Source organism: Bradyrhizobium sp. (genome assembly GCF_016462955.1).
Lineage (GTDB): Bacteria > Pseudomonadota > Alphaproteobacteria > Rhizobiales > Xanthobacteraceae > Bradyrhizobium.
Genome location: NZ_JAEMSD010000154.1, coordinates 1 through 13,530 on the forward strand (window position 1 = coordinate 1; position 13,530 = coordinate 13,530).

At 63.4% G+C, this 13,530-nt stretch carries 14 protein-coding genes; 11 read left to right on the top strand and 3 right to left on the bottom strand.

Annotated elements, in window-relative coordinates; translation table 11 throughout:
- Window positions 1-748 (top strand): SMP-30/gluconolactonase/LRE family protein (locus JHD07_RS17370; protein WP_291624393.1); only part of this gene is annotated, 748 nt, incomplete at its 5' end.
- Window positions 749-773: 25 nt separating this feature from the next.
- Window positions 774-1,910, top strand: a complete 1,137-nt coding sequence (locus JHD07_RS17375; RefSeq protein ID WP_024343218.1) for an acyl-CoA dehydrogenase family protein — start codon at window positions 774-776, stop codon at window positions 1,908-1,910.
- Between the two features lie 38 nt (window positions 1,911-1,948).
- On the opposite strand, the gene JHD07_RS17380 is transcribed toward JHD07_RS17375, so the two are convergent.
- A complete protein-coding gene (locus tag JHD07_RS17380) occupies window positions 1,949-2,992 on the bottom strand; it encodes an acyl-CoA dehydrogenase family protein (protein WP_024343219.1) in 1,044 nt (347 codons plus the stop codon).
- A gap of 257 nt (window positions 2,993-3,249) precedes the next feature.
- Between JHD07_RS17380 and JHD07_RS17385 the strand changes: the two genes are divergently transcribed.
- The 3 genes from JHD07_RS17385 (at window position 3,250) to JHD07_RS17395 (ending at window position 6,522) form a co-directional block, all read left to right on the top strand.
- Window positions 3,250-4,386, top strand: coding sequence for an ABC transporter substrate-binding protein (locus JHD07_RS17385; RefSeq protein ID WP_291624397.1), 1,137 nt, complete (start codon window positions 3,250-3,252; stop codon window positions 4,384-4,386).
- 73 nt (window positions 4,387-4,459) lie between these two features.
- A complete protein-coding gene (locus tag JHD07_RS17390; RefSeq protein ID WP_028139103.1) occupies window positions 4,460-5,269 on the top strand; it encodes an alpha/beta hydrolase in 810 nt (269 codons plus the stop codon).
- 56 nt (window positions 5,270-5,325) lie between these two features.
- Entirely contained in the window at window positions 5,326-6,522 is a 1,197-nt protein-coding gene (locus tag JHD07_RS17395; RefSeq protein ID WP_024343222.1) for an iron-containing alcohol dehydrogenase, read from the top strand.
- A gap of 7 nt (window positions 6,523-6,529) precedes the next feature.
- On the opposite strand, the gene JHD07_RS17400 is transcribed toward JHD07_RS17395, so the two are convergent.
- On the bottom strand, window positions 6,530-7,339 hold the full coding sequence (locus JHD07_RS17400) for an ABC transporter substrate-binding protein (protein ID WP_080655014.1): 810 nt from the start codon (window positions 7,337-7,339) through the stop codon (window positions 6,530-6,532).
- A 106-nt stretch (window positions 7,340-7,445) separates the two neighbouring features.
- Window positions 7,446-8,078: a TetR/AcrR family transcriptional regulator gene (locus JHD07_RS17405; protein WP_024343224.1), complete on the bottom strand. Its 633-nt coding sequence runs from the start codon at window positions 8,076-8,078 to the stop codon at window positions 7,446-7,448.
- 193 nt (window positions 8,079-8,271) lie between these two features.
- On the opposite strand from JHD07_RS17405, the gene JHD07_RS17410 reads away from it, so the two are divergent.
- The 6 genes from JHD07_RS17410 to JHD07_RS17435 all read left to right on the top strand — a co-directional run.
- Entirely contained in the window at window positions 8,272-9,459 is a 1,188-nt protein-coding gene (locus tag JHD07_RS17410) for an ABC transporter substrate-binding protein (protein ID WP_024343225.1), read from the top strand.
- A gap of 66 nt (window positions 9,460-9,525) precedes the next feature.
- A complete protein-coding gene (locus JHD07_RS17415; RefSeq protein WP_024343226.1) occupies window positions 9,526-10,383 on the top strand; it encodes a branched-chain amino acid ABC transporter permease in 858 nt (285 codons plus the stop codon).
- Complete coding sequence (locus JHD07_RS17420) at window positions 10,380-11,330, top strand: branched-chain amino acid ABC transporter permease (RefSeq protein WP_024343227.1); 951 nt, start codon at window positions 10,380-10,382, stop codon at window positions 11,328-11,330. The genes JHD07_RS17415 and JHD07_RS17420 overlap by 4 nt, the downstream gene beginning before the upstream one ends.
- The gene (locus JHD07_RS17425; protein WP_024343228.1) at window positions 11,327-12,082 is read left to right on the top strand and encodes an ABC transporter ATP-binding protein; all 756 of its coding nucleotides are present in this window, start codon (window positions 11,327-11,329) and stop codon (window positions 12,080-12,082) included. Before JHD07_RS17420 ends, JHD07_RS17425 begins: the two co-directional genes overlap by 4 nt.
- Complete coding sequence (locus JHD07_RS17430; RefSeq protein WP_024343229.1) at window positions 12,079-12,780, top strand: ABC transporter ATP-binding protein; 702 nt, start codon at window positions 12,079-12,081, stop codon at window positions 12,778-12,780. The genes JHD07_RS17425 and JHD07_RS17430 overlap by 4 nt, the downstream gene beginning before the upstream one ends.
- A gap of 9 nt (window positions 12,781-12,789) precedes the next feature.
- Window positions 12,790-13,530, top strand: a 741-nt coding sequence (locus tag JHD07_RS17435; protein WP_291624399.1) for a thiolase family protein, incomplete at its 3' end; no start/stop codon positions are given.

Below are 13,530 nucleotides of genomic sequence, written 5' to 3' on the forward strand. Positions count from 1 at the left end.
CGTCGATGTCCCGTTCGGCCGCATCTTTCGCATTTCTCCGACCGGCACGTTCGATCTGGTCGCCGAATATGACGGCGAGCCCAACGGTCTGAAGATTCACCGCGACGGCCGCATCTTCATTGCCGATCACAAGCAGGGCATCCTGCTGCTCGACCCTGCGCGCGGCGCCGTCTCGCCGATCGTCCATCGCGATCAGATCGACGGTTTCAAAGGCCCCAACGACCTGGTGTTTGCCGGCAATGGCGACCTCTACTTCACCGACCAGGGCCAAACCGGACTGCAGGATCCGAGCGGGCGGGTTTTCAGGCTGAGCGCCGCCGGAAAACTCGAAAAGCTTCTCGAGGGAATACCGAGCCCGAACGGGATCGTACTCGACGCAAAGGAGACCACCGTCTTCGTGGCGGTCACGCGTGGCAATTGCATCTGGCGCGCGCCGATGCTGCTCGACGGCTCGGTTTCGAAGGTCGGCATCTTCATCCAGATGAGCGGCGGTGTCGGGCCGGACGGAATGGCGATGGATGACGATGGCAACCTTGCGGTCTGCCATCCGGGAATGGGCGCGACCTGGCTGTTCTCTGCGGCCGGCGAACCGCTGTACCGCATTCGATCGTGCACGGATAATTTCCCGACCAACTGCGCGTATGGCGGCCCCGATCGCAAGTCCCTCTTTATCGTCGAGTCTCATTCCGGCGCGATTCTGCGCGCAGAGATGCCGACGGCGGGACGCAAGATGTTTTCCCACGTCTAGGCCGAACCGTCAGACAGAGAGCCCGATGAGCGGAATCCCACCCTTCACCCCACATGAGTTGCCGGAGACCTCCCGCCACAAGCGGGCCGAGGTTCGCGAATTCCTGATGCAGCAGCAGGCATCCGGGACTGAGTTTCGCTCGAATTCCTGGACGCGGGTCGATCGCGCCTTCAGCGAACAGTGCGGTAGCCGCGGCTATATCGGGGCGACCTGGCCGAAGAAACATGGCGGCCAGGATCTATCGCCCGTGGAGCAGTTCGTCATCATCGAGGAGATGCTGGCGGCCGGCGCGCCGGTCGGCGGCCACTGGCTCGCGGACCGGCAGAGCGGGCCCCAGATCATCCGCTTCGGCAGCGAGCGGGCCAAGCGGGACATCCTTCCGGAGATCGTCGCGGGGCGCTGCTGCTTTGCCATCGGGATGAGCGAACCCAATTCCGGCTCCGATCTCGCAAGCGTCCGCACCCGGGCAACGCGCGAGCAAGGCGGCTGGCGTATCGAGGGCCGCAAGATCTGGACCACGAATGCTCACAATGCCCAGTACATGACGGTGCTGTGCCGCACCGAGGCCGGCGCGCAACGGCATGCCGGGCTGTCGCAGATGATCGTCGCGTTGCCGGACCCCGCGGCTTCGATTTCTCCAATCCTCAATCTGGCGGATGAGCGCGAATTCAACGAAGTCGCCTTTGACGGCTGCTTCGTGCCCGACGATATGGTGCTCGGCGAGCCCGGCGAAGGCTGGAAGATCGTCACCAGCGAGTTGGCGCTCGAACGCAGCGGGCCCGATCGTTTCATGTCGACGGTGCCGTTGCTACGTGAAGCGAGCGCGCTCCCGGTGTCCGGCGAAGCCGAAGTGCAGCGGACCATCGGGCGGGCCATCGCCCATCTCGTCACCTTGCGCGGCATGTCGATGTCCGTCAGCGGCATGATCGGCGAAGGACAGTCGCCCAATCTGCAGGCGGCGGTGGTGAAGGATCTCGGTGCGGTCCTCGAGCAGGAGATCGTCGAGATCGCCCGCGACCTCATCGAGGAGAAGGCATCAGCGGTGGACGATAGGCTCATCCGCCATTTCACCCGTACGACGCTCGAGGCCCCCTCCTTCAGCCTGCGTGGCGGCACCCGCGAAATCCTGCGCGGCATCATCGGCAAGGCCCTGACGCCCTGAGCGCAGCGCGTTCGGGCCACGCATCGATTCCGGTTATCTCAGGCAGCGACCACGGCCCAGAGGTCGCCGTTCTCGCGCGCTCGCGCGCCCAACCATCCGTGCCAGTGACTTTCGCTGCCGTCCTCGCTGCGCCAGGACCAAAGCCGCTTGGTCATCGGCCCGAGGCCATATTCCTGGGTGAAGCCCATGGCGCCGTGGACCTGATGCGCCGATGCGGCAACGAGCGTGGCGGCATCGCTTGCGCGCGCCTTGGCAACCGCCGCCATGAACGCAATGCGCGCGAGATCGGATTCGACTGCGGCGATATCGACCGCCGACCGCGCCGCGGCGACCTGCGTTGCCATCACCGCCAGCGTTTGCTGGATGACCTGGAAACTTGCCAGCGAGCGGCCGAACTGGTGGCGCTCCGAAGTGTAGGTCACGCTCAGCTGGAGCACGCGCTCCATCGCGCCCACCATCGAGGCCGCGCGCAGCAGGGCCATCCTGGCCAGGATCGTCGATGCCGTGAGGTCGGGCGGGAGATCGTGCCAGACCGTCGTCTCGGCATCGCAGATCGAGAGATCGACGCGGTCGCGGGGTTCGCCGGCCATGTTGATGTCGTGGGCCACCACGATGTTCTCGCCCAGCGGCAACAGCGCGATCCGAAGCGCGGGCCCGTCTGTTGCAAGGACCACCAGATCGGAGCAGCGCGCCCACGGCACGCGATGCGAACGAACCTGGCTGCCAAACCGACCGCATAGAGGAAGCGGCGAGTCCACGCCGAATGCCAGGCTGACCGGATTATCCCGCGGCTCGATGCCGGCGAGGCCGAGCAGCCAATTGCCCAGCATCGGCTCGATGATCGGGAGCGGCAATGCTCCTGCGCCGCACAGCCGCGCCAACTGCGTTGCGCTGTCGAAGCCGAGGCCGATCCCTCCCGCACTCTCCGGAGCAAGGGTCAGGGGCAGTCCGGCCGCCAACACGCTTTCCCAGAGCGCTACCGGAAAGATGCCCTCGCGAAGCGCCGCGTGGCTCGATGCCAGATCGGCGCGCTCGAGCAGGCGTTCGACGGTTGTTTCGATTATCGCACTTGGGGACGACATCTGATCTCTCCACAAAAGTCGCATCATTGTCGGACAAAATAGCCAGCCGGTAAAGCCGCCGCACGCCACAAACTTCGCCTAAGCTGGCAAATTGCTCTGCAAGGGCGGCTGATTGCTTGACAAAGCCACCCATCGTCGGACAATTATTGTCCGACAATTAAAACGACATTTGGGAGGGAATGATGGTGCTCAGAACGGCCGCCATGCTTCTTGGAAGCGTCTTGCTGTTGGCGCCGGCGATGGCTCAGGATAATTCGGTGATCCGGATCGGGGTCATCAACGACCAGTCGGGTCCCTACGCCGACCTTGGCGGTAAGGGCTCGGTGATCGCGGCGCAAATGGCGATCGACGATTTCGGCGGCAAGGTTCGCGGCAAGCCGGTCGAAATGATCTCGGCCGACCATCAAAACAAGCCCGACATCGCCGCCAACATCGTTCGACAATGGTTCGACAATCAGAATGTCGGCCTTGTCGTGGACCTGACCACGACGGCAGTCGCTCTCGCGGTGCGCGAGCTCGCCGAAAGCCGCGACAAGATCCTCATTCCGTCGGCGGGAGCGAGTTCGGACCTGACCGGAAAATACTGCTCGCCCAACCTGATCCACTGGACATTCGACAGCTACGCGCTTGCGAACGTGACCACCAAGGCGCTCATCAAGCAGGGCAGCGACAGCTGGTTCTTCCTGACCGGCGACAACTCCGGCAGCATTGCGCAAGAGCAGGACGCGATGAAGTTCGTCAAGTCGAACGGCGGCACGGTCGTGGGCTCGGTTCGCCATCCGCTCAATACGTCCGACTTCTCATCCTTCCTGCTCCAGGCCCAGGCCTCGAAAGCCAAGGTGATCGGCCTGGCCAATGCGGGCTCCGACACCGTCAATTCGATCAAGCAGGCCGGCGAATTCGGCATCACTCATGCCGGGCAGAAGCTCGCCTCGTTGCTGATGTTCATTTCCGACGTGCATGCGATGGGACTGCAGACGGCGCAGGGCCTCTTGATTTCGACCCCGTTCTACTGGGACGCCAACGACGAAACGCGTGCCTGGAGCCGCCGTTTCATGGCCAAGTTCGGCCGCGCACCAACGATGGCCCAGGCCGGCGTCTACGGCGCCGTGCAGCACTATCTCAAGACTCTTGCGACCACCGACGAAACCTCCGGCCGGGCGATCGTGAAGAAGATGAAGGCGACCCCGGTCAATGATTTCATGGGCCATAACGTCCAGATCCGCGAGGACGGCCGCGTCATGCGCGACATCTACCTCGTACAGGTCAAGACGCCCCAGGAATCCAAGGAGCCCTGGGACTACTACAAGATCCTCGCGACCGTGCCCGCCAACGAAGCCTTCCGCCCGTTGTCCGAGGGTGGCTGTTCGTTCGTCTCCGGCAAGACGAACTGACGTGCAGATGACGGCTGCAGATCGGCAGGCGCCGGCTTGCCGATCTGCGGCGCACTGAATTGGAGTGGCTCAGATGTCCATCGCGATTTCGACCGACGGCGGCAAGATATTCTATCAGGCGAGTTCGCTGGTTGCGCCGTGGCGCGAACCCGCCGGGGTCGTGCTCATGCATCATGGCGTCGCGCTGACCGGCGATGCCTGGTGTGATTGGCAGCCGGCGCTGCTGGCGGCCGGATTCCGGGTGATCCGGCTCGACATGCGCGGTTTCGGTCGATCCGAGCCGACGCCGGAAGGGTATGGCTGGTCATTGCCGAATTTCTTCGCCGATATCGATGTCGTGCTGGCCGCGGAGAATGTCGACACGTTCCACTACGTCGGGGAATCGCTCGGCGGGCTGATCGGGCTCGGCTATGCCGCACGCTATCCGGAGCGGATTCGTTCCTGCGCTCTGCTTTCCACTCCATTTGACGGCAAGCGTATCAAGGCGGTCGATACCTGGCGCGCGACGATCGACAAAGGCGGCATGGCCGCATGGTCGGACGCGCTGATGCCGATGCGCTTTGCCGACGGCGATGTCGATCCGCGCCTCTATGCTTGGGTCCATCGGCTGCAGGCGGAATGCGCGCCGAGCGCCGTGTACGAGCAGGCGGAGTTCATCAAGACCCAGGACCTGTCATCGCAGCTCGACCAGATTCGCGCTCCCGTTCTGATCCTGGCTCCGGACGGCAGCCCCTTCGTCGATCGATCGCTCGCCGCCGACCTGCATGCGCGCCTGAAGACATCTGAAATCCAGTGGTTCCCCGGGCAACGCCACTCGCTGCTGCTGAGCCGCGCGGGCGAATGCGCCTCCGCTTATGTGGACTTCATCAAGCGCCGGCTGTAGCCCGCGAGCAACATCGATCGCGCATACCGCTCACCGATCGCAGCAGGAAGCACGCCATGACCAACTCCAACGCCGCTCATCCTGTCGGGACCGTCGAGGCCGGAGCGTTGGCGATGCTGGCGCAGCCTTCTGTTCACTATGGCGCACATGCCGAGGACAAGGTCGCCGAACTGGCGCAGCTCCGCGGCGTCCAACGTGTGCTGCCGATCGTCACCTCCTCGCTGGCGGAGAACCCGATCGTCAGAGCGTCGATCGATCGACTTGGAGCGGCGGCGCTTCCGATGTTTCGGGACCTGAAGCCCCATACGCCGTTCGATGTCGTGCTGGCGTTGACCGCCGCCATCGAACGTCATGCGCCCGACCTCCTTGTCGTGTTCGGCGGCGGCAGCGCGATCGATGCGGCGAAGATCGCCGGCTTGTCCGTCGCCACGGGCGTGCGAGATCACGAGGCCCTGCTCGGCCTGCGCTCGATACCCGACGCGCTCGGCGTGTCGCAGGCCTCGCCGGCCAAACGCAGCATCCCGATCATCGCGGTGCCGACCACGCTGTCGGCGGCGGAATTCGGCATCATCGGCGGAGCAACGGATACAAGGAGCGGGATCAAGCACCTGTTCAAATCGGACACGCTTGCGCCCGACATCATCGTCTACGACCCCTGGCTCGGCGCAGGCACGCCTTTGGATCTCTGGCTTTCCACCGGCATCCGCTCGGTCGACCACGGTGTTGAAACCGTTCTCTCGCGCGACGCCAACCCGTTCACCGACGCGTTGGCGCTACGTGGTCTGGCACTGCTGCGTGAAGGCCTGAGCGCGGCCCATGCCGATCCAGCCAACATCGAGGCGCGGCACCGCTGCCAGCTTGGCGTCTGGCTGGCGGGATCGGGCATCGGCCGTGTGCGATATGGCGCCAGCCACGGACTCGGTCACCAGCTCGGAGCGATTGCCGGCGTGCCGCATGGCATGACATCCTGTGTCCTGCTGCCCGCCGTGCTCGCGTTCAACGAACCGGTGTCACATGAACGGCAAGCCGAAATCGCCGCGGCTTTCGGCGCCGCCGGCAAATCAGCCACCGATGCCGTTCGTCACTTCATTGCCTCGCTGGGACTACCGACCCAACTGTCGGAGCTCGCGGTCGACGACAGCGCGCTGCCGCGGGTGGCCGAAACCGGCCTCGGCAATGCGTTCGTCAAAGCCAATCTTCGGCCGATCCAATCGGCCGAAGACATCATGATGATCCTGCGCGCAGCGCGTTAGCCGCACCTTACTTCTTCAGCAGGGGACACTCGCTCTCCGACAGTGGCCGCGCGGCGTCCTCGGCGGGAATCGTGGCGACCTGTTCGTAATAGTCCCATGGTCCCTTGGATGCCTTCGGATCCTTGACACGGAACACGTAGAAGTCGCGGAGCACACGCCCGTCCTCGCGGATCCTGCCATTCTTCGTCATGAAATCGTTGATCGGCAGCGACTTCATGGCCTTCATCACGGCAGCCGAATCGGTCGTTCCGGCGGCCTTGATCGCCTTCATGTAATGCAGAACGCTGCCATAGACTCCCGCTGGCACCATGTGCGGCATCACCTTGTTGCGCTCGAAGAAGCGCTTCGACCAGGCGCGGGTTTCGTCGTTCATGTCCCAGTAGAAGGATTCGCTGACCAGCAGTCCCTGCGAGGCATCCAGGCCCAGACCGTGAACGTCCGGCAGCAGGGTCAATAGACCGATCATCTGCTGCTTGGCCGAAACGCCGAACTCCTTGCCGGCCTTAGCGAGACACTTACCTCGGGCTGGGCGACTTCGGGGGCAACTCGGTTGCGCTGGACGCTGCGATTGTGGGCTGCGATAATGGCACCGGCGGCGATCACCGCGCGCACGGCTTCTGCTTGAGCGCGTCGACCGGAGGCTTCGATTTTGCGTCACGATCGCCCTTGAACTCAGCACAGCAAAGCACGTGAGCGGCCGATTATCATCGATCGCGAACCAGACGACGTCCTTTTTCTTGGTCTCGAGGTTCGGCTCGGGCGCGTACTCGGCCAACCTATTGGATGGCCCCAGCATCGGTTTTTCGGCTTCAGTCATCCGCGCCAGCGTGGTGACGACGTGTTGCGGATACCCATGGCAACTGTATGCCAGTATTGCTTTCCGTGTTGGTCAGTCCAGCCAGCGCTTTTTCAATTGCCCTGCTTTACCGAGCCGCAGCGCTGCGAAATACATGGAACATCGCAGCCGTGACTTCGTCCGGAGCGGATGCGCCTGTGTTCGAGAACCACTGCGGAGCCCAATTGAACGCACCAAAGATGGCAAATATGAACATTTTCGGATCGTCCACGCAGATCGTGCCATCTTTGCTGCCTTCTTCGAGAATTTTCCGAACGGTGATCTCAAATTGCTTCTTGAGCGAGCGAAGCTTGCGTCGTGACTGCGCGTTAAGCGAGCGGTCGCTGACCAGAGCCAGGCACACCCCGAACTCGGACAGTATGAGTCTGCCATACATCGTGAAGAACTGTTCGAGGCGGTCGATTGCGGGAAGCTTCGCGTCTTGATCGCGAGACAAGGCCTCATTGAGGTCGACGAGAGCCGTATGCGCCACCTGATAGAGCAGGTCTTCCTTACTCTCGATGTAGTAGTAGATCGTCGGCTTGGTTACATTGAGAGCTTCGGCGATCTGATCGATAGTTGTTTCGTGAAAGCCGCGATCCGCGAACAGAAGTGCTGCCTGTTTAAGGATTAGACGACGCTTGGCCTCGTGCTGCTCCTGGCGCAGGTCGACGCTTTCCCAAACATTGGGACGCTTTCTCCCCACTGGTTTTTTCGTCATCCCTGTACTTCCCCAAGTTGCGGCAGGATGCAGGAAGCGACACACCGTCGCGCCCTGTCTCCAATGCACATTTCTCCGGCTGCGTTCAAGCCGCAGGTCGCAAGCCGCTCCGCGGCTTGACATTTACCTAGAGGTCAGAGATAGCCTACTCCTCAGTAAGATACATCTAAATGACAGGTTTTTGGGAGGTTTTATGCATCGTCGTACATTTTTGCTGAGCTCGGCCGGTGCGGCGCTGTCGGCTTTTGCTCCGGCGACAGGTGTTCTCGCTGCGGATGAGCCGGCTGATTTTCATATCGCCGGTATCCTGGCGTTTTCCGGCGCTTACGGCATCATCGGCAAGGACATGCGGCAGGGCGTCGAACTCGCCATCGCCGATCGCGGCGGCAAGGTGCTCGGCAAGCCGATCCGGGTGTCGTGGGAAGACGACGAGACCAAGCCGCAGCCCGCGGTGCAGAAGGCGACCCGCCTGCTTGCGGGCGGTGCGCAGATGATGTTCGGCGCAGTCGGCTCGGCATCGACGCTGGCGCTGCAGGGCCTGGCCGACCAGCGCAAGATCCCGCTGCTGGTGACCATTTCCGCCGACGACAAGATCACGCGGCCGAACGGTTCGCGCTACACGTTCCGCACCTCGAACACGCTCGGCATGGAAATCCGGATGTGCATCGAGTTCGCGAAGGTGAAGGGGCTGAAGAAGATCTACGGTGTGACCGCCGACTACCAGGCGACCCGCGACGGCTGGGAACTGTTTGCCGCCGAGGCGAAGAAGGCCGGGATCGCGATCGTCGGCAATGACTACGCGCCGCTCGGCAACCGCGACTACTCCGTCATCGTGGACAAGATGGCGAAGTCCGATGCCGACGGCATTGCCGTCATCGTCACCGGCAACGACGCCGTCACCTTCCTCAAGCAGTCCGGCCAAGTCGGTCTCAACAAGAGCAAGACCCAGTTCGGCCCGGTGCTGCAGGACGAGACCCTCGCGGCGGCCGTCGGTCCGGCTGCGGTCGGCGTCTATTCCGGTGTGCGCTATCACTTCACGGTCGATAACCCGGCCAACAAGAAGTTCGTCGAGGCCTATCGCGCCAAGTACAACGAGTGGCCGTCGAGCTTTGCCGGCGAGGCCTATGACGGCATCAGCTGGTGGCTCGATGTCGTCGAATCCACCAAGAGCTGGGACCGCGAGACGTGGGTCGATGCCTTCGCCAAGAGCACCCGCGAGAATTCGCTCGAGGGCAAGAAGGTGATGCGCGGCTGCGATCATCAGGCCGCGCAGGTCGGCCTGTGGGGCGTCGTGACCGAAGGTCAGGCGCCGCTGCCGCCGCTGACCATGAAGATCACCGACGTCTTCGACGCTTCGAAGCTGTTCGACGTCTGCTCGTAAAACGGAGGCGTGTCCCGGCGTCGGGACACGCCTCACCCCCTTCTATAAACCGCGGACCAATCTGGCGTGTCGACGATCGTTATCGGCTTGAGTTTGAGCTTCCTGCTGTTCCTGCTGGCGGCAGGGTTGACGCTCATCTTCGGCATGCTGGGCGTGATCAATTTCGCGCACGGCGCCCTTTATATGCTGGGCGCCTATGTCTGCTATCAGATTGTGCACTGGACCGGTTCGTTCTGGATCGGGCTCGCTTTCGCCCCACTGGTCGTCGCGGCGCTAGGCGCAGCGATGGAAGTCGTCACGCTGCGGCCGGTCTACAATCGCGATCATATCTATCAGTTGCTGCTGACCTTCGGCTTCATCCTGGTGATCGAGGAATCGGTTCGCCTGATCTGGGGGCTGGATTACAAGCAGGTGCCGACGCCCGATCTGTTCTCGCAGCCGATTGCGCTGTTCGGCAGCCAGATCCCCTCCTATCGCCTCTTCATCATCGGCTTCGGCGCGCTGGTCTCCGTCCTGCTGTTCCTGCTGCTCGACCGCAGCAAGCTCGGCATGGTGATCCGTGCCGCGAGCTCGGATTCCGAAATGGCGCAGACGCTCGGCGTCGACGTGGCGAAGGTACGCACGGCGGTGTTCGCGCTCGGCTCGGGGCTGGCCGCGCTCGGCGGCGTCGTCGCGGCGCCGCTGGTGCCGATCGAACTCGGCATGGGCTTTAGCGTGATCATCGACTGCTTTGTGGTGGTGATCATCGGCGGCCTCGGCAACATCAAGGGAGCGATCTTCGCCGCGCTGCTGCTCGGCATGGCGCGCGCCGCCGGCTTCACCTATGCGCCCGAATGGGTGGAACTGATCACTTTTGTTCTGCTTATCGTCACCCTGATGACCCGGCCATCGGGCCTGTTCAGCCGCAAGGGACGTGCGGCATGAGCATGCTCCGCCTCGACCAGATCCTCATGGCCGCCGCCGTCGCTGCCATGATCGTCTTTGCGATGGTTTCGACCAGCGAGGAAAGCCTCAACCTGATCAGCCTGATCCTGATCTGGGGCCTGCTTGCGATCGGCTTCGACCTGATCTTCGGCATGGCCGGCATGCTGTCCTTCGGACATGCCGCCATGTTCGGCGCTGGCGGCTATGCGCTGGCGCTGCTGGCGCCTCAGTTCGGCTTCCTGCCCTCGCTGCTGGTGGCGGCCGTCGCCGGCGCGGCGCTGGCCTTCCTGCTCAGCGTGTTCGCATTGCGTGTGTCGGGCCTGTTCTTTTCGCTGCTGACGCTGTCGCTGGCGCAACTCGTCTACATCCTAGCCAGCACGAAGCTGCGGGCCTTCACCGGCGGTCTGGACGGTATTCCCGGCGTGCTGCGGCCGGCCCTCTTCGGCGTCGATTTCTACAACAACCGCAACTATTTCTACTTCCTCGTCGTGGTGTTCGTGATCGGCGTCGCGATCATGGCGCTGTTGCGTATCTCGCCGTTCGGCAGCGCGTTGAAGGCGGTGCAGGCCAATGATGTCCGCGCCGAGCAGATCGGCTACAATGTACAGCGGCTGCGCCAGTGCGCCTTCATGATCTCCGGCGCCTATGCCGGCGTCAGCGGCGCGCTGCTGGCTTCGCTGATGTTCTATGTCAGCCCGCAGATGCTGCACTGGAGCACGTCGGGCGACGTACTGATCATGACGCTGCTCGGTGGCAAGGGCACGTTGCTGGGACCGGTGCTCGGCGTGGCCGTATTTGAAGTCCTGAAGGAAGAACTCAGCCAGTTTACCGAACACTGGTACGGCGTCCTCGGCATCGTCTTCATTCTCTGCACCATCTTTCTGCCGAACGGCATCGCCGGCCTGTTCGCCGTCCTCGGACGCGGCAGGAAGGGGGCGTCGAAATGAGTGCGGGCAACGTCTCCCTGCAGTGCGAGAACATCCAGGTCGCGTTCGGCGGTCTCAAGGCGGTCGCGGGCGTCAGCCGCAGCTTCCAGTCGGGGCGGATCTATGGGCTGATCGGGCCCAACGGGGCCGGCAAGACCACGCTGATGAATGCGCTGTCGGGTCATGCGACGCTGGCGGCCGGGCAGGTGATCCTGAACGGGCGGGACATCACGAAGCTCTCCGTTCATGCGCGCACCCGCGCCGGCCTTGGTCGCAGCTTCCAGATTACCAAGATATTCTCCGGCATGACCGTACTGGAGAACCTGAAGCTCGCGGCGTTCGCACACCGTTATCGCGTACAGCCGTTCTGGATGCCGGCCGGCCGCTTCGCCGAGATCCGTCAGGATGCTGAAAAGGTGCTGGCGCAGATCGGGCTGGAGCGTCTCGCCCACGCGCCGGCTGAAAATCTCTCGCACGGCGACCAGCGCGCCCTCGAAGTCGGCCTGGCGCTGCTCAGCGATCCCAGCGTGCTGCTGCTCGACGAGCCGCTGGCCGGCGTCGGCCATGAGCGCCTCGAGCAGGCGCTCGAACTGATCAGGCGGATCGTGGCGGGCCGTACCGTCCTGCTGATCGAGCACAACATGGACGTCGTGATGCAGATCTCCGACGAGATCGTCGTGATGGTGCAGGGACAATTGCTAGGGTCCGGAACACCGGCGGAGATCAGGGCCAACCCGGCGGTGCGCGCCGCCTATCTCGGGAACGACGAATGAGCGCGCTGGCCCTGCAGGATTGCGACGTCTTCTACGGCAAGGCGCAGGCGCTGCATCATGTCTCGCTCGACGTGGCGGAGGGCGAGGTCGTTTCGCTGATCGGCCGCAATGGCGCCGGCAAGAGCACGCTGCTCAAGGCTGCGATCGGTCTCAATGCCGTGCGCAGCGGCCGGTGCCTGATGGGCGATCGCGACGTTACGGCACTGAAACCTTATGAACTCGGACGCCTTGGGCTGGCCTTCGTTCCGGAAAACCGGCGGATCTTCCCGAACCTGACGGTCGAGGAAAACCTGAAGATCGCGACCGTGATGGGGCGCAAGGGTCCGTGGTCGCTGCAGCGCATCTACCAGCTTTTCCCGCGACTTCAGGAGCGTGCCTCGCAAGGTGGCGATACGCTGTCCGGCGGCGAGCAGCAGATGCTGGCGATCGGCCGCGGCTTGCTGACCAATCCGGAAGTGCTGCTGCTCGACGAGCCGACCGAAGGGTTGGCGCCTTTGATCGTCGATCAACTCATCGAGGCCATGCGCATCATCAATGCCGAAGGCATTGCCATGTTGCTGGTCGAACAGAATTTGAAGGTGCCACTGAAGCTGGCGCGCCGGCAATTCGTCATCGATAATGGCCGGGTGGTCTGGTCGGGCACCACCGAAGAACTGCAGGCCGACCGCGCCCGTATCGAATCCCTCATCAGCGTCTAGGAGAAGGTCATGGCCGACGTTTACATCATCGGGGTCGGCATGACGCGGTTCGGCCGCTACCTCGACGACCGGTTGGAGACGATCGCCCGTGGGGCGGTGGAAGAGGCGCTGTCGGACGCCGGCATCGCGCGCGGCGATGTCCGGGCCGCGTTTTTCGCCAACACGGCGCAAGGCGTCGTGGAGGGCCAGCACCTGGTGCGCGGCCAGCTCGTTCTGCGGGCGCTCGGATTCGAGAGCATTCCGGTGACGAACGTCGAGAATGCCTGCGCCAGCGCATCCACGGCGCTCAACGCCGCCTTCTCCTACATCGCGTCGGGGCAGGGCGATATCGCGCTGGCGGTCGGCGCGGAAAAAATGAATTCGAAGGACCGCGAAAAATCCTTTGCGATCTTCGGCGGCGCCTGGGACGTACACGACGTGGATGGCAGCGTTCGCCGCCTGACTGCGCTCGGCAAGGATCTCGCGCTGCCGCCCGGCGCCGGCCAGAACAGCGGCAAGCGCAGCGTCTTCATGGACGTCTACGCCTCGCTCGCGCGCTATCACATGCATCGCTTCGGGACCACCCAGCGGGACATCGCCGAGGTGTCCGCGAAGAACCACCGGCACTCCTCGCTGAACCCGAAGGCGCAGTATCAGGACTCCATGACTGCCGACGATGTGCTGGCGGCGCGCGAGGTATCGTGGCCGCTGACGCTGCCGATGTGCGCGCCGATCAGCGACGGCGCGGCGGCCGCGAGCGTCTGTTCCGCG

What these genes read in the sequence shown, in the direction of transcription:
- JHD07_RS17375 (WP_024343218.1), top strand. Translation starts at nt 774, where the DNA reads ATGAGCGGAATCCCACCCTTCACCCCACATGAGTTGCCGGAGACCTCC.
- JHD07_RS17380 (WP_024343219.1), bottom strand. Translation starts at nt 2,992, where the DNA reads ATGTCGTCCCCAAGTGCGATAATCGAAACAACCGTCGAACGCCTGCTC.
- JHD07_RS17390 (WP_028139103.1), top strand. Translation starts at nt 4,460, where the DNA reads ATGTCCATCGCGATTTCGACCGACGGCGGCAAGATATTCTATCAGGCG.
- JHD07_RS17395 (WP_024343222.1), top strand. Translation starts at nt 5,326, where the DNA reads ATGACCAACTCCAACGCCGCTCATCCTGTCGGGACCGTCGAGGCCGGA.
- JHD07_RS17400 (WP_080655014.1), bottom strand. Translation starts at nt 7,339, where the DNA reads ATGACTGAAGCCGAAAAACCGATGCTGGGGCCATCCAATAGGTTGGCC.
- JHD07_RS17405 (WP_024343224.1), bottom strand. Translation starts at nt 8,078, where the DNA reads ATGACGAAAAAACCAGTGGGGAGAAAGCGTCCCAATGTTTGGGAAAGC.
- JHD07_RS17410 (WP_024343225.1), top strand. Translation starts at nt 8,272, where the DNA reads ATGCATCGTCGTACATTTTTGCTGAGCTCGGCCGGTGCGGCGCTGTCG.
- JHD07_RS17420 (WP_024343227.1), top strand. Translation starts at nt 10,380, where the DNA reads ATGAGCATGCTCCGCCTCGACCAGATCCTCATGGCCGCCGCCGTCGCT.
- JHD07_RS17425 (WP_024343228.1), top strand. Translation starts at nt 11,327, where the DNA reads ATGAGTGCGGGCAACGTCTCCCTGCAGTGCGAGAACATCCAGGTCGCG.
- JHD07_RS17430 (WP_024343229.1), top strand. Translation starts at nt 12,079, where the DNA reads ATGAGCGCGCTGGCCCTGCAGGATTGCGACGTCTTCTACGGCAAGGCG.